Source organism: Anaeromyxobacter sp. Red801 (genome assembly GCF_049201065.2).
Lineage (GTDB): Bacteria > Myxococcota > Myxococcia > Myxococcales > Anaeromyxobacteraceae > Anaeromyxobacter.
Genome location: NZ_CM181236.1, coordinates 1004243 through 1030392, shown reverse-complemented (window position 1 = coordinate 1030392; position 26150 = coordinate 1004243). Strand labels below are relative to the sequence as shown.

The 26150-nt window shown below is 77.6% G+C and carries 25 protein-coding genes; 12 read left to right on the top strand and 13 right to left on the bottom strand.

The window, feature by feature from the left end; all coding sequences use genetic code 11:
- Positions 1–5: 5 nt before the first annotated feature.
- A complete protein-coding gene (locus ACOQFB_RS04765; RefSeq protein ID WP_421608811.1) occupies positions 6–932 on the bottom strand; it encodes a LysR family transcriptional regulator in 927 nt (308 codons plus the stop codon).
- 62 nt (positions 933–994) lie between these two features.
- Between ACOQFB_RS04765 and ACOQFB_RS04760 the strand changes: the two genes are divergently transcribed.
- On the top strand, positions 995–1732 hold the full coding sequence (locus tag ACOQFB_RS04760) for an SDR family oxidoreductase (RefSeq protein ID WP_421608810.1): 738 nt from the start codon (positions 995–997) through the stop codon (positions 1730–1732).
- A 56-nt stretch (positions 1733–1788) separates the two neighbouring features.
- Positions 1789–2001 (top strand): hemin uptake protein HemP, encoded by a 213-nt coding sequence (gene hemP, locus ACOQFB_RS04755; RefSeq protein ID WP_421608809.1) that lies wholly within the window; start codon positions 1789–1791, stop codon positions 1999–2001.
- Positions 2002–2044: 43 nt separating this feature from the next.
- Here hemP and rsgA read toward each other — a convergent pair whose 3' ends face one another.
- From rsgA to ACOQFB_RS04740, 3 genes are all read right to left on the bottom strand, one after another.
- Positions 2045–3097 carry a ribosome small subunit-dependent GTPase A gene (gene rsgA, locus ACOQFB_RS04750; protein ID WP_421608808.1) on the bottom strand — a complete coding sequence of 351 codons (1053 nt, stop codon included), beginning with the start codon at positions 3095–3097 and terminating at the stop codon, positions 2045–2047.
- A 149-nt stretch (positions 3098–3246) separates the two neighbouring features.
- Positions 3247–4560 carry a response regulator gene (locus ACOQFB_RS04745; protein ID WP_421608807.1) on the bottom strand — a complete coding sequence of 438 codons (1314 nt, stop codon included), beginning with the start codon at positions 4558–4560 and terminating at the stop codon, positions 3247–3249.
- Positions 4560–4805 (bottom strand): hypothetical protein, encoded by a 246-nt coding sequence (locus tag ACOQFB_RS04740; RefSeq protein ID WP_059439303.1) that lies wholly within the window; start codon positions 4803–4805, stop codon positions 4560–4562. The genes ACOQFB_RS04745 and ACOQFB_RS04740 overlap by 1 nt, the downstream gene beginning before the upstream one ends.
- Before the next feature lie 422 nt (positions 4806–5227).
- Here ACOQFB_RS04740 and ACOQFB_RS04735 point away from each other — a divergent pair, with 422 nt between their 5' ends.
- A complete protein-coding gene (locus ACOQFB_RS04735) occupies positions 5228–6664 on the top strand; it encodes a GuaB1 family IMP dehydrogenase-related protein (protein ID WP_059439302.1) in 1437 nt (478 codons plus the stop codon).
- Here the strand turns inward: ACOQFB_RS04735 and ACOQFB_RS04730 are convergent.
- Entirely contained in the window at positions 6637–7125 is a 489-nt protein-coding gene (locus tag ACOQFB_RS04730; protein ID WP_421608806.1) for a CBS domain-containing protein, read from the bottom strand. The two genes, ACOQFB_RS04735 and ACOQFB_RS04730, sit on opposite strands and share 28 nt — an antisense overlap.
- 171 nt (positions 7126–7296) lie before the next feature.
- Entirely contained in the window at positions 7297–9849 is a 2553-nt protein-coding gene (mgtA, locus tag ACOQFB_RS04725) for a magnesium-translocating P-type ATPase (protein WP_082100332.1), read from the bottom strand.
- Positions 9850–10124: 275 nt separating this feature from the next.
- Between mgtA and ACOQFB_RS04720 the strand changes: the two genes are divergently transcribed.
- Genes ACOQFB_RS04720 through ACOQFB_RS04705 form a run of 4 tightly spaced genes read left to right on the top strand, consistent with a single transcriptional unit; the run spans position 10125 to position 13606 of the window.
- Positions 10125–11288 (top strand): ABC transporter permease, encoded by a 1164-nt coding sequence (locus ACOQFB_RS04720; protein ID WP_421608805.1) that lies wholly within the window; start codon positions 10125–10127, stop codon positions 11286–11288.
- A 2-nt stretch (positions 11289–11290) separates the two neighbouring features.
- Complete coding sequence (locus ACOQFB_RS04715; RefSeq protein WP_237758178.1) at positions 11291–12043, top strand: ABC transporter ATP-binding protein; 753 nt, start codon at positions 11291–11293, stop codon at positions 12041–12043.
- Between the two features lie 10 nt (positions 12044–12053).
- Positions 12054–13022: an MlaD family protein gene (locus ACOQFB_RS04710; protein ID WP_082100330.1), complete on the top strand. Its 969-nt coding sequence runs from the start codon at positions 12054–12056 to the stop codon at positions 13020–13022.
- Positions 13019–13606, top strand: a complete 588-nt coding sequence (locus tag ACOQFB_RS04705; RefSeq protein ID WP_421608804.1) for a PqiC family protein — start codon at positions 13019–13021, stop codon at positions 13604–13606. Before ACOQFB_RS04710 ends, ACOQFB_RS04705 begins: the two co-directional genes overlap by 4 nt.
- Positions 13607–13615: 9 nt before the next feature.
- Here the strand turns inward: ACOQFB_RS04705 and ACOQFB_RS04700 are convergent, their stop codons facing one another.
- A complete protein-coding gene (locus ACOQFB_RS04700) occupies positions 13616–14284 on the bottom strand; it encodes a TetR/AcrR family transcriptional regulator (protein ID WP_421608803.1) in 669 nt (222 codons plus the stop codon).
- Between the two features lie 99 nt (positions 14285–14383).
- Between ACOQFB_RS04700 and ACOQFB_RS04695 the strand changes: the two genes are divergently transcribed.
- Positions 14384–15124, top strand: a complete 741-nt coding sequence (locus ACOQFB_RS04695; RefSeq protein ID WP_421608802.1) for an SDR family oxidoreductase — start codon at positions 14384–14386, stop codon at positions 15122–15124.
- A 7-nt stretch (positions 15125–15131) separates the two neighbouring features.
- Here the strand turns inward: ACOQFB_RS04695 and ACOQFB_RS04690 are convergent, their stop codons facing one another.
- The 4 genes from ACOQFB_RS04690 to polX are packed head-to-tail and all read right to left on the bottom strand — an operon-like array spanning position 15132 to position 19520.
- The gene (locus ACOQFB_RS04690; RefSeq protein WP_421608801.1) at positions 15132–15578 is read right to left on the bottom strand and encodes a universal stress protein; all 447 of its coding nucleotides are present in this window, start codon (positions 15576–15578) and stop codon (positions 15132–15134) included.
- Between the two features lie 11 nt (positions 15579–15589).
- On the bottom strand, positions 15590–16303 hold the full coding sequence (locus ACOQFB_RS04685) for a BON domain-containing protein (RefSeq protein WP_421608800.1): 714 nt from the start codon (positions 16301–16303) through the stop codon (positions 15590–15592).
- A 30-nt stretch (positions 16304–16333) separates the two neighbouring features.
- The gene (locus ACOQFB_RS04680) at positions 16334–17725 is read right to left on the bottom strand and encodes a phosphoribosyltransferase family protein (RefSeq protein WP_421608799.1); all 1392 of its coding nucleotides are present in this window, start codon (positions 17723–17725) and stop codon (positions 16334–16336) included.
- 22 nt (positions 17726–17747) lie between these two features.
- Positions 17748–19520, bottom strand: coding sequence for a DNA polymerase/3'-5' exonuclease PolX (gene polX / locus ACOQFB_RS04675; RefSeq protein ID WP_421608798.1), 1773 nt, complete (start codon positions 19518–19520; stop codon positions 17748–17750).
- Between the two features lie 180 nt (positions 19521–19700).
- Between polX and groL the strand changes: the two genes are divergently transcribed.
- Complete coding sequence (groL, locus tag ACOQFB_RS04670) at positions 19701–21314, top strand: chaperonin GroEL (protein WP_421608797.1); 1614 nt, start codon at positions 19701–19703, stop codon at positions 21312–21314.
- Between the two features lie 20 nt (positions 21315–21334).
- Here the strand turns inward: groL and ACOQFB_RS04665 are convergent, their stop codons facing one another.
- Entirely contained in the window at positions 21335–21793 is a 459-nt protein-coding gene (locus ACOQFB_RS04665; RefSeq protein ID WP_494492477.1) for a CBS domain-containing protein, read from the bottom strand.
- Between the two features lie 125 nt (positions 21794–21918).
- On the opposite strand from ACOQFB_RS04665, the gene ACOQFB_RS04660 reads away from it, so the two are divergent.
- Together ACOQFB_RS04660 and ACOQFB_RS04655 are read left to right on the top strand one after the other, a co-directional pair.
- On the top strand, positions 21919–22890 hold the full coding sequence (locus ACOQFB_RS04660) for a hypothetical protein (protein WP_421608795.1): 972 nt from the start codon (positions 21919–21921) through the stop codon (positions 22888–22890).
- A 155-nt stretch (positions 22891–23045) separates the two neighbouring features.
- The gene (locus ACOQFB_RS04655) at positions 23046–24326 is read left to right on the top strand and encodes a trans-sulfuration enzyme family protein (RefSeq protein WP_421608794.1); all 1281 of its coding nucleotides are present in this window, start codon (positions 23046–23048) and stop codon (positions 24324–24326) included.
- Positions 24327–24343: 17 nt separating this feature from the next.
- Here ACOQFB_RS04655 and ACOQFB_RS04650 read toward each other — a convergent pair whose 3' ends face one another.
- Entirely contained in the window at positions 24344–25195 is an 852-nt protein-coding gene (locus ACOQFB_RS04650) for a hypothetical protein (protein WP_494492476.1), read from the bottom strand.
- A 109-nt stretch (positions 25196–25304) separates the two neighbouring features.
- Between ACOQFB_RS04650 and ACOQFB_RS04645 the strand changes: the two genes are divergently transcribed.
- Complete coding sequence (locus ACOQFB_RS04645; RefSeq protein ID WP_059438565.1) at positions 25305–26147, top strand: cation efflux transmembrane domain-containing protein; 843 nt, start codon at positions 25305–25307, stop codon at positions 26145–26147.
- Positions 26148–26150: the final 3 nt, after the last annotated feature.

The window sequence follows — 26150 nt, the reverse complement described above, 5'->3', positions numbered from 1 at the left end:
GCCGGTCAGCCGTGCCGGCGCGGGCGCCGCGGCCCGTCCGCCCCGCCGGGCTCCGCCCGCCGCACCCAGTCGATGGCCTCGCGCACGCGCCGCGGCACGAGGCGCCGCGACGGGTAGACCGCGAACAGCTCCCGCCCCTCCGGCTCCCCGAGCGCGCACTCCAGCGGCACCAGCCCGCCCGCGCGCGCGATCATCTCGGCCGGCGCGCGCACCACGCCGAGCCCCGCCAGCGCCGCCTCGACCGCGACGCGCGGGTCGCTCGCCGCGAAGCGCTCGTTCGGCCTCAGCTCGCGCTGCGTCCCGTCCGCGCCCCGGAACCGCCACGGCCGGCCCGGGTGCGTCACCACCGCCGGCGCCCGCGCCAGCGCCGCCGCGTCCACCCTCCGGCGGCCGCCGAGCGCGCGCGCGACCACCGCCGGCGACGCGGCCAGCGCATACGGGATCGCCCAGAGCCGCCGCGCCACCACGTCGGCCTCGGCCACCGGCCCGACCCGGAACGCGAGGTCGAGCGCCTCCTCCACCAGGCTCAGCACCGAGTTGGTGAGCCGCAGGTCCACCGTGACGCGCGGGTGGGCGGCCGCGTACGCGATGAGCGCCCGGCCGACCCGCTCCGCGCCGGTGACCACGGGCGCGGTCACCCGCAGCCGGCCGGAGGGCTCCTCGTCGCGCCCGGCCGCGTCCTCGAGCACGTCCCGGAGCTGATCCAGCACCGGCGCCGCGCGCGCGAGCAGCCGCGCGCCCTCGTCGGTCGCGGAGACCCGCCGCGAGGTGCGGTGCAGCAGGCGGACCCCGAGCCGTTCCTCCAGCCGCGCCACCGCCCGGCTCACCGTGCTGGTGGGGACGCCGGTGCGCCGGGAGGCCCCCACGAAGCTCGCGTGCCGGGCCACCGCCACGAACAGCCGCAGGTCCCCCGGATCGATCATCTCGTCCATGGGACGAAGCGTACCGGATCGTCCCGTTGCGTCGGGCGGCGGCGGCGCGCATGGATGCGCGCATGACGACGACACCTGCTGGGCTGAAGGACCGGACGGTGGTGGTGGTGGGCGGCGGCTCGGGGATCGGGCTCGCCGTCGCGCGGGAGGCGCTGGCGCGCGGCGCCGAGGTGGTGCTGGCGGGCCGCTCCCCGGAGCGCCTGGCGCGGGCGCTGGGAGGGCTCGGCGCCGGCCCGAGGGCGCGGGCGGTCGCGGCCGACGTCCGGCGCGAGGACGAGGTGGTGCGGCTGTTCCGGGAGGTCCCGGCCGCCGACCACGTGGTCGCGACCGCGGTGGTCCCCGCCTACCAGCCCATCGCCGCCTTCGACCTCGAGGCGGCCCGCGCGGTGGTGGACTCGAAGCTGCTCGGCGCGCTGCTGCTCGCGAAGCACGGGGCGCCGGCGCTCCGGCCGGGCGGCTCGCTCACGTTCACCACCGGGATCGCCGCGGATCGCCCCATGCCGCGGGGCTCGATGATCGCCGCGGTGAACGGCGCGCTCGCGGCGTTCGTGCGGGCCGCGGCGCTCGAGCTCGCCCCGCTGCGCGTGAACGCGCTCTCGCCGGGCTGGGTGGACACGGAGATCTGGGACGCCGTCGCGGGCGAGGGCAAGGCGGCGACGTTCGCCGCGATGGCCGAGCGGCTCCCCGCCCGCCGCATCGGGCGGCCCGAGGACGTCGCGCACGCCGCGGCGTTCCTGATGGAGAACGGCTTCACCACGGGCAGCGTCCTCCGGGTGGACGGGGGGCATCCGCTGATCTAGCCCGGCGCCGTTGACAGCCTCGCGCCGGCTCGGCTAGCGTGCCGCGTATCTTGAAAGTGATTCGCAATATCGGCGGCGGAAACGCCGGCCGCCCGGCGCCGCCCGCGGGCGCGCCGGGTGGCGGCGCGGCCGCCCGCGCGCCGGCGGGGGCCCGGCGCACCAGCACCGCCGCGCTCCTGGGCGACGCCCGCGAGCTCGTCATCGAGCACGCCGGGGAGGTCTACCGGCTCCGCCTCACCAGCAAGGGCAAGCTCATCCTCACGAAGTGAGCGCCCCGGCCGCGCCCGTCGCGGGCCGGCCGGGGCGCCCGGGTCACCCGCGATCGCGGTCGCGGTACATGCGGCGCAGCGCCTTCGCGATGGGCCGCCAGCGCAGCTTCTCGGCGCGCGCGGCCGCGCCGCCGCGGCGGGCCTCCTGGAGCGCCGCCTCGTGCTCCAGCTTGCGCAGGCTCTCGAGCCGCCCGGCGTCGAGCCGGCCCGCCTCCACCGCCTCGGCCACCGCGCAGCCGGGCTCGCCGGCGTGGCGGCAGTCGCGGAACCGGCACCCGGCGGCGAGCGCGGCGACGTCGTCGAACGCCGCGGCGAGCCCTCCGGCGTCCCACAGCCGGAGCTCGCGGATCCCGGGACCGTCGATCACGCAGCCGCCCCCGGGCAGCTCGAACAGGCGCCGCGCGGTGGTGGTGTGGCGCCCGCGCGCGTCGCGCGCCCGGACCGCGGCGACCGGCTGCTCGGCGCGCCCGAGCAGCGCGTTCACGAGGGTGGACTTCCCCGCGCCGGAGGGGCCGACGAACACCGCCGTCCGCCCCGGCCCCACCAGGCCGGCCAGCCCGTCCACGCCCTCCCCGCTCACGCCGGACGCGAGCAGCACCGGGGCGCCGGCGGCGGCCGACCGCGCCTCGGCGAGCGCCGCCCCGACGTCGGGGAACAGGTCGGCCTTGGTGAGGACCACCGCGGGCTCGGCGCCGCTCGCGTACACGGCCGCGAGCGTCCGCTCCAGGCGGCGCGGGTGGGCGCCCTCGTCCAGGCCCTGGACCAGGACCACGAGATCGACGTTCGCCGCGAGCACCTGCTCGACGGTCGCGCGGCCGGCGGCGTTGCGCGACAGCGCCGAGCGGCGCTCCAGCACGCGCGCGACCACCGGCGGCTCGCCGGGTACGGCGACGACGAAGTCTCCCGCGACCGGGGCCGGCTCGGCGCCGAGGAGGTGGCCGGGGACGATCGTCAGGCGATCGCCCGCCTCGAAGCGGACGCGCAGCCGGCGGCCGCGGTCCGCGACGACGCGGCCGACGAGGAGGGTGGAGGCTTCTTCGGAGGAGAGCTGCGCTGAGAAGTACGGACCCCAGCCGAGATCTGCGAGGGTGGACACGGGTGGACCTCGAAGGCACGAGCGGACGGACGCGCCGGCGCCGCGCCGCAGGGGCGGACGCGTCGGCGGCGCACGGGTCGCGCGGGCGCTCGCGGGAGCGCGGCGCGCGACGACTCGGGCTAGAGGACACGATCGGTCACGACGCAGTTCTAGGCGCAGCCACGGGCCGGCGTCAACCACGAGGGGCGCGGCCGGGCGCCGCGCCGCTCCGCGGCGGTCGCGGGCGGGCTCCGCCGCCCGGGCGCGGCGCGCGCAGCCCGGTGCACCTTCACCACCGCGTCGGCGATCCCCTCCGGGCCGAGCCGCTTCGCGAGCACCGCGTCGACGCCGCACGCGCGGAGGCGCGCGGCGAGCGCAGGATCCTCGCTGGCGGTGACGGCGACGATGGGCAGGTCGCGCTCGCCGCCCACCTCGCGGACGCGCCGCACCAGCTCCTCGCCGTCCACCTCGGGCATCACCACGTCCGTGACGAGCACGTCCAGCGAGAAGATCTCCTCCGCGAGGCGGAGCAGGCCGGCCAGCGCGTCGCGCTCCGCCACCACGCCGAACCCGCGGCCGGCGAGCGCGTCCGAGATGAGCGCGCGCGCGAGCGCGTCGTCGTCCACCAGCAGCACGCGACGGCGCGCGGCCGCCCCCGCGGCGGCGCCCGCGTCCAGCTCGGCGCGGGCCGCTTTGCCCTCGCCGGGCGCGACCTCCGCCCCGCCGGCGCCCCCGTGGACGGCGGCGGCCTGCGCGGGCGGCCTCGCGCGCGCGGCGGTCCGGCCGTTCGCCGGGCCGCCGGCGCCACACGTCTCGGCCAGGAGCGCGTGCAGCCCGCGGCCCTCCTCCACCGCCACGACGAACCCCGCCGGCGACGGCGCCGACGGATCGAAGGGATCGCGCACCGCCACGGTACGGACGGTGCCCGCGACCGGCGCCCCCTCGCCCGGCTCGCCCTCCAGCGCCAGCGCGAACCGATCGCCGGGCGGCGGCGACAGCGGGCTCGGCACGAACAGGCGGCGCTTCACGGGATCGTAGGTCGTCGCCTCCCACCCCGGACCGCCCATCGCCAGCGCCAGCACCGGCCGCGGCCCGGGCGGCTCGGGCGGCGCCTCCAGGCCGGCCGCCGCCGCGAGCGCCGCCACGCCCTCGGGGATGCGGTCCGGCGCGATGGAGGTGCGCGCGTCGCTGGCGCGGAGCGCCTCGGCCACGTTCGCGCGCGTGGAGGCGGTGGCGTGCGAGAGCGGCAGCGCGAGGCCCCCGGCCCGCGCGCACCAGAACGCGAGGCGCGACACGTGCGCGGCAGGCGCCGACGGGCCGAGGCGCACCACGGCCAGCAGGCCCTGCGAGTCGCGGCGGAAGCCCGCCTCGCAGCCCTCCAGCCCGTCGCGCACCAGCGAGAGCAGCGTGGCCAGCGCGCCCATCACCTCGCGGGCGCGGTTGCCGTGCAGGTGGCCGAAGCTCACGACGATGGACTCGGACATCAGAAGCTCACCTCCAGCACAGGGTGACGGTGGGGACAGGGGACGCCGGCGCGGGCGGCGTCCTCGCAGGGCGCGAGCAGCTCCACGCGCGGGCGGCCGACGTCGGCGGCGGGCTCGGGCTCGGCCTCGGCGCCCTGGGCCGCCACGGCGCTGGCGCGGACGGAGGCGCCCGGCGCCGAGCAGGCCGCCAGGCCGGCGAGCAGGCAGGCGGCCGCCGGCCCGAGGACGAGGAATCGTGCGGTCATCGACGCGCCCCGAAGCACGGATCGCACCGCCGCGCCGGGCCCGGAATGACGCCGGTTTCGCGGCCGCACCCGGGTCGCCGCGCCCCACCCGCGCTGCGCGCTGCACCCGGCGTGCGGGCTCACCCGCCCCCCCATCGACGCGGAAACCCGCGCCGGCCGTGAAGTTCGCGATCCGTCGCACGCCGCCCCGCCGGCCCCCGCGCGCGGCGGGTCCGCCGGCACTCGCGAGTCCCGCGCCGCGTCGGCCGGGCGTGGGACCGCCCGGCCCCTGCGGACGGGAGGAGGCGCGTCAGGCCCGTGACGGCCGGGCGCGCGAGCCCGCCGCGCGCCTCGGCGGCCACGCGCGAGGGTGCGACCGGATGGCGCCCCGCCCCGTCCTCCTGGGATGGGCACGTCCTGGCCGTCCGGCTTATCCGGTGGGCATGCGCTTCCTGCACCCGGAGCACGACGAGACGCTCGAGCTGTCGCTCGAGGACGTGTTCCTCGTCCCCAGCTACTTCGACGGCGGCTCCCGGCTGGAGGTGGACCTCCGGCCGGTGGACTTCCCGGGCGGCTCGCACCCGGTCGTCTCGGCGAACATGAACGCGGTCACCGGCAAGCGGATGGCCGAGACCATGGCGCGGCTGGGCGGGATCGGCGTCCTGCCGCAGGACATGAGCCTCGAGACGGCGGCGCGCATCATCCAGCACATCCGCTCCGCGGACCCGCGCCACGACACGCCCCTCTCCGTCTCGCCGCGCGCCACGCTGCGCGACGTGCAGGGCATCATCCGGAAGCGCGCGCACGACATGGTGGTGGTGGTGGACGACGAGCGGCGCCCGGTCGGCATCGTCACGCACGCCGACCTGCGCGACCAGGACCAGTACTCGCCGGCCGCATCGTTCATGTCGTCGCGCCTCGTGACGATCCCGGTGGGCACGCCGAACCGCGAGGCGTTCCTCCGCATGGAGGAGCAGCGGGTGAAGGCCGCGCCAGTGGTGGACGCGGCGGGCCGGCTGGTCGGGGTCCTCACCCGCGACGACGCCGTGCGCCTCGAGCTGCTCGCCCCCGCGCTCGATCCGGCCGGCCGGCTCATGATCGCGGCCGCGGTGGGGATCTCCGCCGACGCCGCCACCTCGGCCGCGCGCCTCGCCGAGCTGGGCGTCGCGGCCATCGTGCTCGACACGGCGCACGGGCACCAGCGCCGGATGATCGAGGCGATCCGCGAGGTGCGGCGGGCCGTCGGCGACCGCCTGCCGCTGGTGGCCGGCAACGTGTGCACGCCGGAGGGCACGCGCGACCTGCTCGAGGCGGGCGCGGACGTGGTCAAGGTGAACGTGGGCCCCGGCGCGATGTGCACCACCCGCATGCAGACCGGCGCCGGGCGGCCGACGTTCACCTCGGTGCTCGCCTGCGCCCGCGAGGCCCACCGGCGCGGCCGCCACGTCTGGGCGGACGGCGGCGTGCGCGATCCGCGCGACGTGGCGCTCTACCTCGCGGCCGGCGCGTCGCGCGTCATGATCGGCACGGCGCTGGCCGGGACCTACGAGAGCCCCGGGGACGTGAAGGAGGATCGCGAGGGGCGGCCGTACAAGGAGAACTACGGGATGGCGAGCGCGCGCGCGGTGAGCGACCGCACCGCCGGCATCGACCCGTTCGAGCGCGCGAAGAAGGGCTTCTTCCGCGAGGGCATCTCCACGTCGCGCATCTACATCCGCGAGGGCCGCGAGAGCGTGGGCGCCATCCTGGTGGACGTGATCACCGGCGTGCAGTCGGCCTTCACGTACGCCGGCGCGGCGTCGGTGCCCGAGTTCCACCGCAAGGCAGTGGTGGGCGTGCAGACCGCCGGCGGCTACGGCGAGGGCAAGCCGCGCGGGTGAGCGGCGGCGGCCCCGCCGCGGCCGGCCACGGCCCGGCGCGCGAGCGCGCGGAGCAGGTCCACGTAGGAGACGATCCCGACCACCCGATCGCCCGCGTCGAGGACCGGGACCGCGCCCACCCCCTCGTCGGCGAAGATCGGGAGCACGTCCGCGAGCGGGGCCCCAGCGCGCACGTAGATGGGATCGGGGGTCATCGCCTCGGACACCGGTTCCTGCAGCGCCTCCAGCGTCGCGTCGAGGAAGGACGCGGCGTCGGTCCCGAGCCGGCTGCGCAGGTCGCGCTCGGACAGCATGCCGGCCAGCCGGCCCTCCGCCGTCACCACCGGCAGGTGGCGGAAGCCCCCCTCGAGCAGCGCCTCCGCCGCGTCCGACAGCGTGGCGTCCAGCTCCAGCGTCACCGGCGACCGCGTCATCACCGCGTCCACCGCCACCGAGTGCAGCCTCTCGCGCGCGCTCGCCATCCTCGAGCCCTCCTGCTGCGTATGTGGCCGGGACGGACCCCGGCGGCCCGGCCATCGCGGGGCTGCGCCGGGGCGCCGCGTCGAGCCGGGTCACCCCGCGCGCGCACGGGCGCCGGTCACCCCACCACCGCCGCCTGCGCCGCCAGCCGCTCGCGAGCCCGATGAGCACGGTCATGGCTCGGTCCGGTAGAACCAGCCCTTGGCGAGCTCCGCCGCGGCCACGTACAGGGCGGTGATCGCGCAGAGCGACGCGAGCAGCGCGGGGGGCAGCGGGACGAAGCCGAGCACCCCCGCGTGCGGCAGGTACGGGATGGCGAGCGCGAGCGGGACCAGCGCGATCGTCGTCCCCAGCAGCAGGGGCCCCGGCCGGCTGCGGAAGAACCGGCGCCGGGTGCGGACCACCAGCGCGATGGCCAGCTCGGTGAGCAGCGACTCCACGAACCACGCGGTCCGGAAGCGCTCCGGGACCGCGTGGAACGGCCCGAGCAGCGCCGCGAAGGTGAGCAGGTCGAACGCGGAGCTCAGCAGGCCGAACTCGACCATGAAGCGCGCGACGAAGCGCAGGTCCCAGCGGCGCGGCCGGTCCACCAGCTCGGGGTCGACCGCGTCGCCCGCGAGGCCCACCGCCGGCACGTCGGAGAGGAAGTTGTCGAGGAGGATCTGGCCGGCGAGCATGGGCAGGAACGGCAGCACCAGCGAGGCCGCGGCCATGCTCACCATGTTGCCGAGGTTCGCGCTCATGGTGGTGAGCAGGTACTTGAGCGTGTTGGCGAAGGTCCGGCGGCCCTCCTCGATGCCGCGGCGGATCACGTCCAGCTCGCGCTCGAGCAGCACGAAGTCGGCCGCCTCGCGCGCGACGTCCACCGCGTCCGCCACCGAGAGGCTCGTGTCGGCGGCGTGCATCGCCGGCGCGTCGTTCACGCCGTCCCCCAGGAACCCCACCACGTGCCCGGCGCGCTTCAGGGCGAGGATGATCCGCTCCTTCTGGTTGGGGTCGACCTCGACGAACAGGTCGGTCCGCTCGGCGGCGTGCCAGAGCGCGTCGCCGTGCAGCGCGTCGAGCTGCTGACCGGTGAGGACGCCGCCGGCGCGCAGGCCCACCCTCGGCGCGACGTGGCGGGCGACCAGCTCGGCGTCGCCCGTGATCAGCTTCACGGTGACGCCCAGCGCGGCCAGGTCCGCGACCGCCTCCGCCGCGCCCGCCTTGGGCCGGTCGCCGAACGTGAGGAACCCGGCCAGCTCCAGCTCGCGCTCGTCCTCGCGGCCGTGGGCGCGCCCGGGCGCGAGCGCGCGGGTGGCCACCGCCAGCACCCGCACCCCGTCCGCGCTCCAGCGCGCGAAGCGCGCCTCCAGCGCCGCCCGGGCCGGCCCGTCCAGCGGCGCCCCGCCCTCGAGGCGCGCGCAGGCGGCGAGCACGGTCCGGAACGCGCCCTTGGTGATCAGCCTGACGCCGTCCGGCCCGCCCGCCACCACGCTCACGCGCTTGCGGACGAAGTCGAACGGGATCTCGCCGAGCTTCTGCAGCGCCGAGACGTCGGCCTGGCGCGCCCGCAGGATGGCCTCGTCGAGCGGGCTGGCGACGCCCGTCTCCAGCGCGGCGCACCGGGCGGCGAGCTCCAGCACCCCGGGCGACGGGGCACCGGCCACGTCCCAGGCGCCCTCCAGCGCCACCACGCCCTCGGTCAGCGTGCCCGTCTTGTCGGTGCAGAGGACGTCCATGCTCCCGAGGTTCTCGATGGCCCCGAGGCGGCGGACCAGCACGCCGTGCCGGGCCATCGCCTGCGCGCCGCGCGCCAGGTTCACGGTCAGGATCGCGGGCAGCAGCTCGGGGCTCAGGCCGACCGCCAGCGCGACCGAGAACAGCAGCGTCTCCACGGCGGGGCGTCCGCGGAGGACGTGCGCCGCGAACACCACCAGGACCATCACCAGCATGGCGATGGTCAGCAGGTAGCCGAACCGCCGCAGCCCGCGCTCGAACTCGGCCTCCGCGGGCCGCACCGTGAGGCGGTGCGCGATGGCGCCGAGCTGGGTGGCGCCCCCGGTCGCCACCACCACGCCGCGCCCGGTGCCGCTCCGGACGTTCGTACCGAGGAACACCGAGCCGGTGCGGGCGGGCATCGGCGCCGAGGCCGGGACCCGGCCCACCCGCTTCTCCACCGGGAAGCTCTCGCCGGTCAGGACGGCCTGGTTCACGAACAGATCGGTCGCCTCGAGCAGCACGGCGTCGGCCGGGACCAGCATGCCCGCCGAGAGGATCACCACGTCGCCGGGCACGAGCTCCTCCGCGGCGACGGATCGCGGCGCCCCGTCGCGCACCACGCTCGCGTGGACGCGCAGCCGCGCGCGCAGCGCGGCGGCGGCCCGCTCCGCCTGGTACTCGCGCGCGAAGCCGATGGCGGTGCTCGCCGCGAGGATCGCGAGCACGATGAGCGCGTCGAGCCACTCGCCGCTCGCGGCGGCGGCCAGCGCGGCGAACACCAGCAGCAGCATGAGCGGGCTGCTCAGCTGCCGCGCCGCCACCCGGAGGCGCGAGAGCGGGCGGTGCGCCCGCACCACGTTCGGCCCGTGCGCCCGGAGGCGCCCGGCCGCCTCCGCGGAGGTCAGGCCCGCCGGCCCGGAGCCGAGCTGCGCGAGCACGACGTCCGGCTCGAGCATCCACGGCGGCTCGGGCGCCGCGGCCGGTCCTCGGGGCGCCTCGCGCCGCGGCTGCAGTCGCGCCTCCATCGGCTCGCCCCCCAGCGCGCGCCGTCGGCTCGACGGTACGCCGCACGGCGCTCCGTCCGAGCCGGCTCCTCCGGGCTGGCCCGCAGGCGTGCGCCGGACGGCGCGCCGGGTGCCCCTGCGTCGCCCGGACGCGGCCATAGGGAGTCCCCCTGCTGCCTGCGCGTGCCCCGACGACGAGTGACTACGATCGCGGGCACCGGGGACGCCGGGGCGGTGTGCCCGGCGCGGGGGAGCAGGCCATCTCGCAGCAGCTTCCAGCTCCCGAGGCCGGGCGCGTGCGCCCGCGCTGGCTCGCCGGCCGCCGCCGCGATCGCGCGCCGGCCGCCGCCGCGCTCGAGCTGCGCCGCGAGGACGACGGCGCGCTGGTGGTCGAGCTGGCCGGGGCCTGGCGGCTCGCGGACGGGCTGCCGCCGGCCGCGGACGTCGAGCGCGAGCTGGACCGGGCGCCCGCGCCGCGCGTGGCCATCGACGCCGCCGGCGTCGCCGCGTGGGACAGCGCCCTGGCGGTCTTCGTGCACTCGGTGGGGCAGGCCTGCCGCGCGCGCGGCGTGCCGCTCGACCCGCGCGCCCTGCCGGACGGGCTGGTGCGCCTGCTCGAGCTGGTCCGGGAGCCGGCCGCGCCCGCGTCCCGGGCCGCCCCCGCCGCGCGCGGCATCGCCCGGCTCGGGGTGCGCGCGCTCCGGCGCGAGGAGCGGCTGCGCGCGGCGGTCGCGTTCGTGGGGGAGACCGCCATCGCGTTCGCCCGGTTCGCGGTGCGCCGGGCCCGCCTCCGCCCGCAGGACCTCTGGCTGCTCGTGCAGCACTCCGGGGCGGAGGCCCTGCCCATCGTCGCGCTGGTCAGCTTCCTGGTCGGGATCATCCTCGCGTTCGTGGGGATCACCCAGCTCCGCTTCTTCGGGGCCGAGGCGTTCGTGGCGGACATCGTCGGCATCGCCATCGTCCGCGACATGGCCGCGCTCATCACCGGCGTCACGCTGGCGGGGCGGAGCGGCGGCGCCTTCGCGGCGCAGCTCGCCACCATGAACGTGACGCAGGAGATCGACGCGCTGCGCACGCTCGGGATCTCGCCGGTGGAGTACCTGGTCGTGCCGCGCGTCCTGGCCCTCACCGCCATGATGCCGCTCCTCACCCTGTTCGCCGACGCGAGCGGGATCCTGGGCGGCGCCGTGGTCGGCACCACCATGCTCAACCAGCCGCTGGCCGGCTACCTGCGCCAGACCGCGCTCGCGCTGGTCCCGGGCGACCTCGCCGGCGGCCTGGTGAAGGGCGCGACCTACGGGCTGCTCATCGCGCTCACCGGCGCGTTCCGGGGGATGCAGGCGGAGCGCAGCGCCGAGCGCGTGGGCGAGGCGGCGACGCAGGCGGTGGTCACCGGGATCGTGGCGATCATCGCGGCCTGCGGGCTCTACCAGTACGTGTTCTTCCTGTTCGGGTGGTGAGCGTGGACGACGGGGTCATCAGCGTGCGCGGGCTGGCGATGGGCTTCGGCGACCGGGTGGTGGTCCGGGACCTCGACTTCACCGTCCGGCGCGGCGACGTGTACGTCGTCATGGGCCCGAGCGGCTGCGGGAAGACCACCCTGCTCCGCCACCTGCTGGGCCTGCAGGAGCCCGCCGCCGGCGAGGTGCGCTACGGGGCCGAGCCGTTCACCGCCGCGCCGCCCGAGGTCCGCGAGCGGCTGCTGCGGCGCGTGGGCGTGCTGTTCCAGGGGGCCGCGCTGTGGACCTCGATGACGCTCGCCGAGAACGTCGCGCTGCCCCTCGAGCAGTTCACGGCGCTCCCGCCGGACGCGATCCGCGAGGTGGTCCGGCTCAAGCTCGCGCTGGTCGGGCTGGGCGGGTTCGAGGGGCTCTACCCCTGGGAGCTGTCGGGCGGCATGCAGAAGCGCGCCGGGCTGGCCCGCGCCATCGCGCTCGACCCCGAGATCCTGCTCATCGACGAGCCGTCGGCCAGCCTCGACCCGCCCACCGCGCGGCGGCTCGACGCGCTCATCCTGCAGCTCCGCGACGCGCTCGGGACCACCGCGGTGGTGGTCACGCACGACGTCGCGACCATCCTGGGCATCGGCACCCGGGCGCTGTTCCTCGACGCCGAGCGGGGGCGGGCCGTCGCCGAGGGCCCGCCGGCGGAGCTGCGCACCACCGGTCCACCCGAGGTGCGCGCGTTCTTCGGGGGCGGCGCGGTCCCGCCGTGAGGGAGGTCGCATGGCACGCAGGTTCGATCCGAGGGTGGTCGGCGCGTTCGTGCTCTCCGCGATCGCGCTCGGCGTCGTGGCCGCCATCTACCTGGGCGCCGGCCGGCTGCTCCAGCACCGGGTGCGGTTCGTGGCGGTGTTCTCCGAGGACCTGGCCGGGCTGGAGACCGACGCGCCGGTCAAGTTCCGCGGCGTGCCGGTGGGGCGGGTCTCGAGCATCCACCTGTCGATGGAGTCGGCCACCGAGCCGCTGCGCGAGCTGCGCATGCCGGTGGTGATCGAGCTCAACCAGACCCGCATCCAGGAGATGGGCGGGCGGATCGACCTCGCCGATCCCCAGGCGATGCGCACGCTCATCCGCCACGGGCTGCGGGCCCGCCTGGCGCTGGAGAGCTTCCTCTCCAACCGGCGGTACGTGGACCTCGACATCCTCCCGACAGCCCCGCCGGCCACGCCGTCGCCCATGCAGCTCCCCTACCCCGAGATCCCGGTCTACGCCGAGCCAGGCTGGGCCGCGCTGCAGGCCGACGTCTCGAAGCTGCTCACCAAGCTGCACGCGCTCGACCTCGAGGGGCTGGTGGCCGACCTGCGCCGCGCGGCCTCGACCATCGACCGGGCGGCGGCGCGGGTGGACGCGGCCGCGGCCGCGGTGCCGCCCGCGCTCGGCACCGCCCAGGCCGCGATCGCGTCGGTGGGGGCGGCCCTCGGCGACGCGGCGCGCACGTTCGAGGCGGACCTGCCGCCGCTCGCCGCGGACGCGCGGGCGGCCGCGGTCCAGCTCCGCGCCACCCTGGAGCGCGCCGACGGCGCCCTGCGCGACGTGGGCGCGCTGGTGGATCCCTCGTCCCCGGTCGCGTGGCAGCTCGGTGCGACGCTCTCCGAGCTCCAGGGCGCCGCGCGCGCGCTGCGCCACCTGGCCGAGGACCTCGACCGCGACCCCAGCGCGCTGGTGCGCGGCCGCGCGGAGGTGCGCCGGTGAGACCCGTGATCGCGATCGCGGCGGCGCTGGCGCTGCTCCCCGGCTGCATGTCGCTCGGGCCGCGCCCGGACCGGACCCGCTACTACGCGCTCGAGGCGCGCACGGCGCCGCCCCGGGCCGGCGCGGCGCCGCTCGGCGTGCTCGGGCTCGGACCCGTCCGGCTGCCGGCGTACCTGGACCGTCCCGAGCTCGTCACGCGCGGCGAGGGCGCCCGCGTGGACGTGGCCGGGGACGAGCGCTGGGCCGCGCCGCTCGAGACCTTGTTCGTCGCCGCGCTGGCCGAGGACCTTCGCGCCGCCGTGCCCGCGCGCGAGGTGGTGGCGTGGCCGTGGCCGGCGGGCGCGGCGCCGGAGTGGGTCGCGTCGGTGGAGGTGCTGCGGTTCGAGCGCGCGCCGGACGGCGCCGGGGTGCTCGAGGCCCGCTGGACGCTGCGCCGGGGTGCCGAGGTGGTCGAGCGGGGCGTCACCCGGGCCCGCGAGCGTCCGCGGGCGGCCGGCACCGCCGCCTCGGTCGAGGCGCTGAGCGCCGCGGTCCGGGCGCTCGCGGACGAGCTCGCGGCAGCCGCCGCCGGCGCGCGGCCGTGATCCCGCCGCTCAGCCGGCGCCGTCCCTGCGGCGCCCGCGGGCGGCGCCCGCGCGCCCCGCCCGCGGACGGACCAGCGCGTCCCACGCCGCCAGGGCGGACTCGACGATGCCGAGGAGCTCGGCGCGCGACGCGCCGTCGCGCGCCCGCAGCGACAGCCCGTGCAGCACCGTGGCGTAGAACGCGGTGAGCGCCTCCACGTCGGCGCCCGGCGGCACGTCGCCCTGCTCGATCCCGCGGCGCAGCCGCCGGCGCACGTCGTCGACCGCCCGGGCGCGGCGCGCGCGCAGCAGCCCGTCCACCTCCGCCGCCTCGCCGGCGTCCGGGGCACCACCCTGGCATGCGCCCAGGACGATCAGGCAGCCGCGCGGCTTCCCGGCGGCCGTGAGCGCCTGCACCGTGCCCCGCAGCATGGCGCGGACGGCCTCGCGCGCGGTGGCCTCGTCGGGCGCGCACCGGCCGCCCGCCGCCCCCTCGGTGGCCGCGTACAGGTCCACCGCTTCCCGGAACAGCGCCGCCTTGCTCCCGAACGCCGCGTAGAGGCTGGGCGAGTTGATCCCCATCGCGCGGGTGAGGTCCGCCATGGACGCGCCGCCGTAGCCGCGATCCCAGAACACCTCCATCGCCTTCCGCAGCGCCTCCCCCCGGTCGAACGAGCGGGGTCGCCCGCGCGTGGCCATGCCGGACCCCTTTCTGTGTCGTACAGCATAAAAAGATGGGCGGCTCCCTGGCAAGCCTCGTAGGCTTTCTGTGTCGTTCACTACATAACTGGAGCAGCCATGGGAAACCTGAAGGGCAAGGTGGCGCTGGTCACCGGAGGCAGCCGCGGCATCGGCGCCGCCATCGTGCGGCGGCTGGCGCGGGAGGGCGCCACCGTCGCGTTCACCTACGTCAGCTCGGAGGAGCCGGCCCGCCGCGTCGAGGAGGCGGTGGAGCGCGCCGGCGGCCGCGCCCGCGCGTACCGCGTGGACAGCGCCGACGCGGTGGCGGTCGAGCGGATCGTGGACGCGGTCGCCGCCGAGCACGGGCGCCTCGACGTCCTGGTGAGCAACGCGGGCGTGGCGGCGTTCAAGCCCGTCGAGGAGACGACCCTGGAGGAGTTCGACCGGATCGTCGCGATCAACGTCCGGGCGGTGTTCGCGGGCGCGCGCGCGGCGGCGCGCCACCTGCGCGAGGGCGGGCGCATCATCACGGTCGGCAGCGCCAACGACGAGCGGGTCCCGTTCGCAGGCGTCTCCGCGTACGCGCTCAGCAAGTCCGCGCTCATCGGGCTGACCAAGGGGCTGGCGCGCGACCTCGGCCCGCGGGGCATCAGCGTCACGCTGGTGTCGCCGGGCCCGATCGACACCGACATGAACCCCGCCGACGGTCCGCTCGCCTCCACCGTGCTGCCGATGCTGGCGCTGCCGCGCTACGGCACCGGGGACGACGTGGCCGGCCTGGTGGCGTACCTCGCGTCGGACGAGAGCGCGTTCGTCACCGGCGTCTCGCTGGCGATCGACGGTGGGCTCACCGCCTGAGGCCGCGTCAGCCGGCGGCCGCGCGCGCGGCCGCCGGCGCCGCGGGCCGCACCGTCAGGACCATGCAGGGCGCGGTGCGCACCACGCTCTCCGCCACCGAGCCGGTGAGCATGTGCTCGCGGTCCACCCGGCCGTGCGTCCCCATCACGATCAGGTCCACGCCCTCGGCCGCGGCGAACTCCACGGTCCCGACCTCGGGCGGCCCGGCGGCGTGCGCCAGGGTGACCCGCGCCGCCCCGAGCCGCGCCGCCTCGTCGCGCCACGAGCCCAGCGCCGCGCCCTGCAGCGCGGCCGGCGGCAGCTCGTCCGACACCCTCGAGCCCGCGTCGGTCCGCAGCAGCACCAGCTCGCACCCGAGGCGGCGGCTCAGGTCGGCCGCGACCGCCAGCCCCGCGCGCGCCGGCTCCGAGAAGTCCACCGGACAGCAGATCCGCCTCCACTCGATCCCGGCCATGGCCGCCTCCCTCATCGCTCGACGAGGTTTCGCACCCCGTCCACCCCGAACACGCACCAGGCGTCGCGCTCCGCCGCCGCGCGCTCGATCTCGCAGCGCACCGCCCCGCGGAGCGTCACGACCGCCCCGCGGGTGGACACCGCGATGGCGTCCGCGTCCACCAGCGGGTCCTTCTCCAGCGCGAGCCGGACCGCGTCGGTGATCTCGTCGTCGCCGTCCTGCTCCGGGGGGACGACCTCCAGCCCGTTCACCACGTCGCGCACGCCGGGGATCCACCAGGCGAGCACGCCCGCGAGCCGCTTGTGCGCGAGGCTCGGGACCGCCCCGTCCAGCGTCACCACGCCCTCGCGGACCGACGCGCCCAGCGACCCGAGCCGGAGGTCGGGCCCGCCGGGCGCCGGTCCGCCGGCCGGCGCGGGGCCGGCGCGGGCCACCGGCTGCAGCTCGGCGGCCTCGAGCAGCAGGTCGCGCAGGTGGTCGCGGATCTCCGCGTCGGTCATCCGCCGTGCCGGGGCGACCCGGAGCCGGTCCACGATGTGGCGCACGCCCGCCACCGCCGCGGCCCGCTCCAGCGCCAGCTTCTTCGCGCCGACGTCGCCCAGCTCGCCCTCCATGGTGAGCACGCCGTCGTCGAACGCGAGCGCGACCGGGTGGCGCCCCAGGTCGAGCCGCGCCTCGCCCGAGAGGCGCCTCCGCACCACCTCCACCGTCTCGCCCGTCCTCATCTTCGCCCTCCTCGCCCCGTGTCCGTCCGCCTACGCCGGTGCGCGCGCCTCCGGCGCGGCCGCCGTCGCGAGCCAGCGCGCGAACCAGCCGGTCGCGAGCCGCGCCGCCGCGTCGAGCGCGCCGGGCTCCTCGAACAGGTGCGTCGCGCCGGGCACCACCGCCAGCCGCCCGCCGGACAGGTGCCGGAGCGCGGCCCGGTTCAGGCGCAGGACCTCCTCGTCCCGCGCGCCCACGACCAGGAGCACCGGGGCGCGGACCCGCTCCAGCGTGGCGGCCGGGACCAGGTCGGGCCGGCCGCCCCGCGACACCACCGCCGCGACCTGCTCCGGCAGCTCGGCCGCGGCCGCCAGCGCCGCCGCGGCGCCGGTGCTCGCGCCGAAGCAGCCCAGGCGCAGCGCGCGGGTGCCGGGCAGCGCGCCCAGCCACCGCAGCGCGGCGGCGGTCCGTCCCGCGAGCAGGCCCACGTCGAAGCGGAGCCGCCCCGTGACCTCGTCCTCGATCGCCTCCGCCGGCGTGAGCAGGTCGAACAGGAGCGTGCCGATCCCGGCGCGGCGCAGCGCCGCCGCGACCAGCCGGTTCCGCGGGCTGCGCCGGCTCGAGCCGCTCCCGTGGACGAGCGCCACCAGCCCCGTCGCGCCCTCCGGGATGGACAGCTCGCCGTCGAGGGTCCCGGGGCCGCGGGACGAGCCGTCGAACGGGATCACCACCGTCCGCGCCTCCTCGGGGTCGGCCGGCTCCGCGTCGCCGGCGAGCCAGTCGTCCCCGCCCCATGGATCGGCCGCGACCTCCTCGCCGGCGCGGTGCAGGCAGGCGACGACCTCGTCGTCCGAGACCTGCGGGAACCGCCGGTACCAGAGCCCCACCGCCATGAACGGCTCCGGGAGGTCCACCGCCACCACCTCGTCCGCGTCCGCCCGCAGCTCCGGCGCCGTCGCGGCGGCGATCACCGGCGCCGCCACGATGACCCGCGCCGCCCCGCGCTGGCGCGCGGCCCGAGCCGCCGCGCGCGCGGTGGCCCCGGTCGCGACCCCGTCGTCCACCACGATGACCGTCCGGCCGGCCAGCTCGAGCGCGGGCCGGTCGCCGCGGTACAGGCGGACCCGCCGCCCCACCTCCGCCGCCTCGCGCTCGGCGATCGCCGCCACGTCCTCCTCGGACACGCCGGCCTCGCCCAGCGCCTCGTGGCGCACGCAGGCCGCGCCACCCTCGGCGACGGCGCCGAGGGCGTACTCGGGCCACCCGGGCGCGCCCAGCTTGCGCACCACCAGCACGTCCAGCTCGGCGCCGAGCGCGCGGGCCACCTCGGCCGCGACCGGCACGCCGCCGCGCGCCAGGCCCAGCACCACCGGGTGCCGCGCCCGGAGCCGCTCCAGCCGCTCCGCCAGCAGCCGCCCCGCCTGCCTCCGGTCCTCGAACACCATGGCGCTCCACCTCCTGCCCGGCTCACCCGTGCGCGCGCCGCGGCGCGCGCACGCGGCGCGCCAGGCGGCGTCGCAGCTCCGGCAGCGGCAGCGTGTTCAGCACGTCCTTCGCCTCCAGCCACCCCCGGCGCGCCACCCACACCCCGTAGCGGAGGTTCGCGAGCTGCGCGGCGTCGTGCGCGTCGGTCGAGATCACCACCGGCACCCCCGCTGCGCGCGCGGCGCGGCAGCCCTCGGCGCCGAGATCCAGCCGCTCCGGCATCGCGTTCACCTCCAGCGCGACGCCCTCCTCGCGCGCGGCCTCCAGGAGCCGGTCCAGCTCGAGCGCGTACCCGTCGCGCGTGCCCAGCTCCCGGCCGGTGGGGTGCGCCAGCACGTGGACCACGCCGGACCGGAGCGCGCGCACGATGCGGTCGGTGTTCCGGGCGGCCGGGTCGCCGAAGCGGGCGTGGACCCCGGCCACCACGCAGTCCAGCCGCGCCAGGTCGTGCTCCGGCAGGTCCAGCGCGCCGGTCGGCAGGATGTCCACCTCCACGCCGGCCAGCAGGTGCGGCTTCCCGCGCAGGCGGCCGTCCAGCGCCCGGATGGCGCCCGCGTGCGCCGCCAGGCGCTGCGGGTCGAGCCCGAGCGGGCGCGAGCGGGAGTGATCGGTGATGGCGAGGTAGCGCCGGCCCAGCGCGCGCCCGGCCGCGGCGAGCGCCTCGAGGTCCGAGCGCCCGTCGCCGGAGGCCCGCGAGTGGACGTGCAGGTCGCCGAGCAGGTCGCCCTCCTCGACCAGCCGCGGGAGCGTCCCCGCCTCGGCGGCCTCCAGCTCCCCCTGCGCCTCGCGCAGCTCGGGCGGGATGAACGGCAGCCCGACCGCGCGGTACACCTCCGCCTCCGTCGCGCCGCCCAGCCGGCGGCCCTCGCGATCGAAGACGCCGTACTCCGAGATCTTCAGCCCGCGCCGCAGGGCCCGGGCGCGGAGCGCGATGTTGTGGGCCTTGCTCCCGGTGAAGTACAGGAGCGCCGCGCCCCAGGCGTCCGGCGGCAGGACGCGCAGATCGGCCTGCATGCCGCAGCGCAGCCGCACCGAGGCCTTGGTCGGACCCTCGGCGAGCACCGCCACCACGCCGGACAGCCCGGTGAAGGCGCGCACCGCGGGCGCCGCGTCGCCCGCCGAGACCAGCACGTCCAGGTCGGCGACCGTCTCCCGCCGGCGCCGCACGCTCCCCGCCACCTCCGCGGCGCGCACACCGGGCACCGCGCGGAGCCGCTCGAGGATGGGCTCCGCGTGCCCGATGGCCCGGTGCAGCAGGGTCCGGCCCGCCCGCGCCCGGTGCCGCCCGATCGCGCCGAGGATCGCCTCCGCGCGCGCCGGGCCCATCCGCGGCACCTCGAGGACGCGGCCGGACCGGCACGCCGCCTCGAGGCCCGCCACGTCCTCGACCCCGAGCCGGTGCCACACCGCCTCGACCGTCTTCGGCCCGACGCCCTCGAGGCGCAGGAGCTCCAGCACGCCCGCCGGCACCAGCGCGGCGAGCCGCGCGTGCTCCCGGCACCCGCCGGTCTCCACCAGCTCCGCGATCTTCTCCGCGATGCGCTCGCCGACGCCGGGCAGCTCCGCGAGCCCGCCCTCCCGGGCCAGCCGCGCGACCGCCACCGGGTGCAGGTCCACGACCTGGGCCGCCCGGCGGTAGGCGCGCACCTTGAACGCGTTGCCGCCGGTGAGCTCCAGGAGATCCGCGATCTCCGCGAGGACGCGCGCGACCTCGCCGTTGTCCACGGCCGCCTCCGGCGCGAGGGCCGGTCGCACCTCGCCGCCGGCCCATTGTAGGACCGCCCCCCGCGGCCGGGGCGCCGAGCGTGCGGGGGACTCCGGAAGACGCGCGAGCCGGCTCGCCCGGCCGGACGGCCGGGCCACCGGTGCGCACGCGAAGGCGGGTCCCCGGTTGCCGCCGACGCCCCCGTCGCCCGGGGGTCCTAAGCTGTTCACATGAAGAAGGCGCTGCGCTTCGCGGACAGCGCGCGGGAGGGCGTCCTCCGTGGTGCCACGCTCCTCGCCGACGCGGTCCGGGTGACCCTGGGGCCGAAGTCCAAGTGCGTGCTCATCGACCGCCGATGGGGGGAGCCGATCGTCTGCAACGACGGCGTGACCATCGCGAAGGAGCTGGAGGTGGACGATCCCACCGAGAACCTGGGCGTCCGCATGCTGCGGGAGGCGGCCGAGCGCACCGGCGACGCGGTGGGCGACGGGACCACCACCGCCACGCTGCTCGCCCACGCGATCCTCGCCGAGGGCGTGCGCAACGTGGCCGCGGGCGCGAGCGCGATCGACCTGAAGCACGGGCTCGACCGCGGGCTCCGCGCCGCGGTGGCCAGCCTGCGGGCGCTGTCGCGGCCGGTGACCACCCGCCGCGAGAAGGCGCAGGTCGCGACCATCTCCGCGCACAACGACGCGGCCATGGGCGAGCTGGTGGCCGACGCGGTGGAGCGCGTCGGGGGCGAGGGCGTGGTGTCGGTGGAGGAGGCGAAGGGCACCGAGACCACGCTGGAGGTGGTCGAGGGCATGCAGCTCGACCGCGGCTACCTGTCGCCCTACTTCGTGACCGACGCCGACCGGATGGAGTGCGTGCTCGAGGACGCGCTCGTGCTCCTCTGCGACCGGCGCATCAGCCTGATGAAGGACCTGCTCCCGCTGCTCGAGGAGGTGGTCAAGGCGGGGCGGCCGCTGCTGGTGGTGGCGGAGGAGGTCGAGGGCGAGGCGCTCGCCACGCTGGTGGTGAACAAGATGCGCGGCGCGCTGCCGTGCGCCGCGGTGAAGGCCCCGGGCTTCGGCGACCGGCGCAAGGAGCTGCTGCAGGACCTCGCCGTCCTGACCGGCGGCAAGGTGGCGTCGGAGGACCTCGGGACCAAGCTGGAGCGCCTGGCGATCGGCGACCTGGGCCGCGCGCGCCGCGTGGTGGTGGCGCGCGAGACCACCACGCTCATCGGCGGCGGCGGCGACCGCGCCCGCATCCAGGCGCGCACCGACGAGCTGCGCCGGCAGATCCGGGAGACGAAGGGCGACTACGATCGCGAGAAGCTGCAGGAGCGGCTCGCGAAGCTCGCGGGCGGGGTGGCGGTCATCCACGTGGGCGCGCCGACCGAGGCGGAGCTGAAGAGCCGCAAGGAGGCGTTCGAGGACGCCATCAGCGCCACCAAGGCGGCGGTGGCCGAGGGCATCGTCCCGGGCGCCGGCCTGCCGCTGCTGCGCGCCATCGACGCGGTGCGCCGGGAGGAGGCGGCCTGCGAGGGCGACGAGCGGACCGGGCTCGAGGTGCTGGTGCACGCGCTCGCCATCCCCACCCGCCAGATCGCCCAGAACTCCGACGTGGAGGGGGCGGTGGTGGTGGAGCGGATGCGCGCCGGGACCGGCAACTTCGGCTTCGACGCGGCGCACGGCACCTGGGTGGACCTCGTCGAGGCGGGCATCGTGGATCCGACCAAGGTGGTCCGCGTGGCGCTCGAGAACGCCGTCTCGATCGCGAGCGTGCTGCTGCTCACCCAGGCCACCCTGGTCGAGCTGCCGTCGCCCAAGGCCGAGGCGCCCGCGCCCGCCGAGCTGTGATCCGGGGACTCGCCGCCGCGTCAGCGGCCCGGCGTCTCCCACCACGGCCACGGGCCCTGCCGCAGCGGCCGCTCCGGCGCCTGGAGGTGCTCGACCACGGCGCCGGCCAGCGCCGGCGCGCGCGCCACGTCGTCCACGCTCAGCACGCCGGCCAGCCGGCCCGACGCATCCAGCACCACCAGCCGCCGCACCGCGCGCTCCGCCATCCGCCGGACCGCGTCCTCGAGCGCGTCGTCCTCGCCGCACTCGACGACCTGCGGCGTCATCGCGCTCCGCACGTCCGCCCGCGCCGGGTTCCCGCCCTCCGCCACGCACCGCACCACGATGTCGCGATCGGTGAGGATCCCGACGGGCCGGTCCCCCTCGCACACGACCAGCGCGCCCACGCCGTTCGCCTTCATCCGCCGCGCGGCGGCCTCCAGCGTCTCGCCCGGCGCGATCGCCTCGGCCCGGCGCGTCATGATCTCGCCCACGAGCATGCAGGGATCGTACGCCGCGCCGTCGCGGCGAGGACGGGCGCTCGTTGGGGACGCGCGCCGCGTCGCACCGCGAGCGGGGGAGGACCGGCCGCCACGGTGCCCCGCGCTCCGGTAGAGTGACCGCGATGGCCCACGCCCCTGCCCCCTCCTGCCCGCGCTGCGGCGCGCCGCGCGCGACCGGACCGGAGTGCCCGCGCTGCGGCGTCATCTACGCGAAGGCCCGGCCGCGGGCGACGGCGCCCCCTGCGCCCCCGGGACCGGAGGAGCCGCTGCCGGGCCTCGGCGCGGCGGGGGTCGCGCTCGGGATGCCGGCCCCGGCGCGCTGGTCCGGCGAGCTGGACGGCGCGCGCCGCGAGCTGTGGATCCGTGCGGTGGCGGCGCCCGCGGCGCTGCTCCTCGCGCTCGCGATGGTCGCGTCCGGCCCCGGGCACGCGCTGCTCCGCACGTTCCTGTCCATGTGGATCCACGAGCTCGGCCACGCCGCGGCCGCCTGGCTGTGCGGCCACGGCGCCTTCCCCGGCCCGTGGCGGACGCCGATCTCGGCGGGGCGGCTCCCGGTCGTCGTGATCGGGGTGGCCGCGGCGCTCGCCGCGCTCGCGTGGCGCGGCTGGCGCTCCGGGCGCCGGGCGCTGCTCGCCGCCGGCGCGGCCGGGCTCGCCGTGCAGCTCGTCTGCACCCTGCTGCCGGGGGCGACCGCGCGGGCGCTGATCACGTTCGGCGGCGACGCGGGCTGCATGGTGATCGGCGCGGCCCTCGTCGCGACGATCTGGGCGGATCCCGAGGGTCCGCTCGGCCGCGGCTCGCTCCGCTGGGGCTTCCTCGTCATCGGCGCGGCCGCCCTGGTGGACGCGCTCCACGGCTGGGTGCGCGCCTGGCGCGATCCCGGGGAGCTCCCGCTCGGCGAGATCGAGGGCGTCGGCCTCTCCGACGCGAGCACGCTCATGCAGGTGCACGGCTGGAGCGCGTCGGCGCTCTCCGGCCGCTACGTGGCGCTCGGGCTCGCCTGCCTCGCGGCGCTCGGCGCGGCGTACGCGCTGATGCTCGCGCGGGCCCGGGCCGCGGTCGCGGCGGCGGAGCGCCAGGGCGGGCCAAGTTAGACATATATCCGTCATAACGGACGACGCCGTGTCCTACCAAACGGGTATTTCGACGCCCAATCCATGATTAACGGACGACCGTCCTATGAAACGGACGACGCTTCTGGTAGGAACGTCGGCCCGGCCGCGCCCGCCGCCCGGCCCCAGGAGCCGCCATGTCCGACGACGTCCACCTCGACTCCAACGTGCCCGGGAACCCGGCCTACCACTTCACCATCGTGCCGCCCGGCACCCCGGCGCGGGCCGGCTGGGCGGAGCGCGCGCCGCTCGTCCCCGGCGCCGGGCTGGCCACGCAGTGCGTCCACGCGGGCGTGCAGCCCGACCCCGCCTACGGCGCGGTGATGCCGCCCATCTACCAGTCGTCCACGTTCGCGTTCCGCGACGTGTGCACCAACGCGGGCTACGACTACACGCGCAGCGGCAACCCGACGCGCGCCGCGCTGGAGGAGGCGATCGCCACGCTGGAGGGCGGCGCCGGCGCGACCTGCACCACCACCGGCATGGCCGCGGTGCTGGTGGCGCTCAACCTGCTGCCGCACGGCAGCCACCTGCTCTGCACCGTGGACTGCTACGGCGGCACGTTCCGGACGCTCGAGCACGCGCGGCAGGCCTACGGGCTGGAGGTCACCTACCTGGATCTCGCCGACCTGGACGCGGTCGAGCGCGCGCTGCGCCCGAACACCGGGATGGTCTGGATCGAGACGCCCTCGAACCCGCTGCTCCGCCTCACCGACATCCGCGCGGTGGCCGAGCTCGCGCACCGGCGCGGCGCGCTCGTGGTGGTGGACAACACCTTCCTCTCCCCCGCGCTCCAGCGCCCGTTCGAGCACGGCGCGGATCTCGTGGTGCACTCCACCACCAAGTACCTGAACGGCCACAGCGACGTGGTCGGCGGCGCCGTGGTCGCGCCGCGCGGCCGCACCGCGCTCCTGCAGCGCATCCAGTCGATGAACAACCTGCTCGGCACCTCGCAGAGCCCGCACGACGCGTTCCTGGTGCTGCGCGGGCTGAAGACGCTGGCGCTCCGCGTGAAGGCGCACGAGGCCGGCGCGCAGCGCGTGGCGGAGTTCCTGGCAGGGCACCGGGAGGTCGCGCGGGTCCACTACCCCGGCCTCGCCTCGCACCCGCAGCACGCGCTGGCGCGCGCGCAGCAGCGCGGCTTCGGCGCGATGCTCAGCTTCGAGCTCCGCGACGGCCGCCCAGCCCGCGTGGATCACGTGCTGCGCACGCTGCGCTGGTTCACGCTGGCCGAGTCGCTGGGGGGCGTCGAGAGCCTGGTGGCGCACCCGGCGTCGATGACGCACGCGTCGATGACGCCGGAGGCGCGGCAGCGGGCGGGCATCACCGACTCGGTGATCCGCCTGTCCATCGGCATCGAGGACCCCGGGGACCTGATCGGCGACCTCGACCGCGCGCTCGCGTCGCTGCCCGCCTGACCGGGCCGTCCGGGCGGCTAGCGCAGGAGCCGGCCGAGCCGCTCCAGCTCGCGATCCGGCTCCCGCGGGAGCGTGGCGGCGAACGGCCAGGTGCCGAGCCGGCGCAGCGCCTCCCGGAGCGCGTCGTCCTCGCGCCGCACGCGCTCCCCCTGCTCGCGCACCGCCGCGCGCCGGCGCTCGTCGCCCGTCAGGCGCGCGCCCTCGTCCGCCAGCACCAGCCCGAGCATCCGGTCGATGGACGCGCCGGAGGAGCCCAGGCGGCCGCCCACCGCGAGGAGCAGCTCGCCGGCGCGCCCGCGGAGGGCCGGATCGGCCGTGGCGCCCGCGCGCTCGCGGAGGCGCAGGAGCGGCATCGCCGGCCCGGCCTGGTCGGCCGCGAGCGCCATCACCCCGGTCCCGGGATCCCGGATCCGCCGCGGCGACGGCCGGGCCGACGCGCGCCGCCGCCCGCCGCATCGCCACCTCGGGCGCACCGGGCGCGCCCTCGTGCCGGCCCAGCGCCGACAGGATGGCGAGGTTGACCGAGAGCGGATTCGACCCCGCGGCGGCGGCCGCCGCGAGCGCGTCGTCCAGATCCTTCCCCCTCCGTCGCTGGCGGAGTCGGCCGGGCGGCCGTAGGGGAACAGCAGCCGCTCCCCCGCGTCCATCCGGGCGCGCACCTCGGGGGCGACCGCGCCGGACAGGAGCCGCGCTCCCCAGTCCGCGGGCAGGAGCGGGCTCGAGGCGAGGTCCGGACGCCCGGCCTCCGTCCACGCCGCGACGAGCGCGTCGTCGAGCGGCTCGCGCTCCAGCCGCGCGCGGCGCGCCAGCAGCGCCCGCAGCACGCCCGCCAGCGCCGGCGGGGCCGGGAGCCGCTCCAGCCTCGACACGTGCGCCGACGCCGCCGCGGCGTCGCCCGCCTCGACCCGGCACAGGCAGCCAGCGTGCGCCGCAGCAGGGCTCTACGCGAATGGGCGGCGCTATATACTGCGCCGCGACATGCCGACGCCCGGGACGACGCGCACCGTGTTCGCGGTGCCGAGGATGGATTGCCCCTCCGAGGAGCGGATGATCCGGCTGGCGCTCGACGGCGCGGCGGGGATCGACGAGCTCCGCTTCGACCTCCAGGCGCGCACCCTCACCGTGCTCCACGCCGGCGATCCCGCGCCGCTCCTGGCCCGCCTTCGGCCGCTCGGGCTCGGCGCCCGCTTGGCGTCCTCCGCCGCGTCCTCGGCCGCCTCGCCGGCCGCGCACGGAGCCGAGGTGCCCGGCGCCGCGGTGGCCGCGCCCGACCCCGGCGCGGAGGCCCGCACGCTCCGCCTGCTGCTCGCCGTCAACGCCGCCATGTTCCTGGTCGAGGGCGTGGTGGGCTGGCTCGCCGAGTCCACCGGCCTCATCGCCGACTCGCTCGACATGCTGGCGGACGCGCTGGTCTACGGCCTGAGCCTCTGGGCGGTGGGCCGCGCGGCGCGGGCCCAGCTGCGCGCGGCGCACGTGTCCGGCGTGCTCCAGGCCGCGCTCGCCCTCGGCGTGTTCGCCGACGTGGCGCGGCGGTTGCTCGCGGGCAGCGCGCCGGAGCCGCCCGCGATGATCGGCGTCTCGGCCCTGGCGCTCGCCGCCAACGTGGGCTGCCTCGTCCTCGTCGCCCGCCACCGCCACGGCGGCGCGCACATGAAGGCGAGCTGGATCTTCTCGACGAACGACGTGCTCGCGAACCTGGGCGTCATCGCCGCCGGCGCCCTGGTCGCGTGGACCGGCTCGGCGCTGCCGGACCTGGTGATCGGGACGGCGGTGGCGCTGCTGGTGCTCGCGGGCGCGGTCCGCATCCTGCGGCTGCGGTGAGGG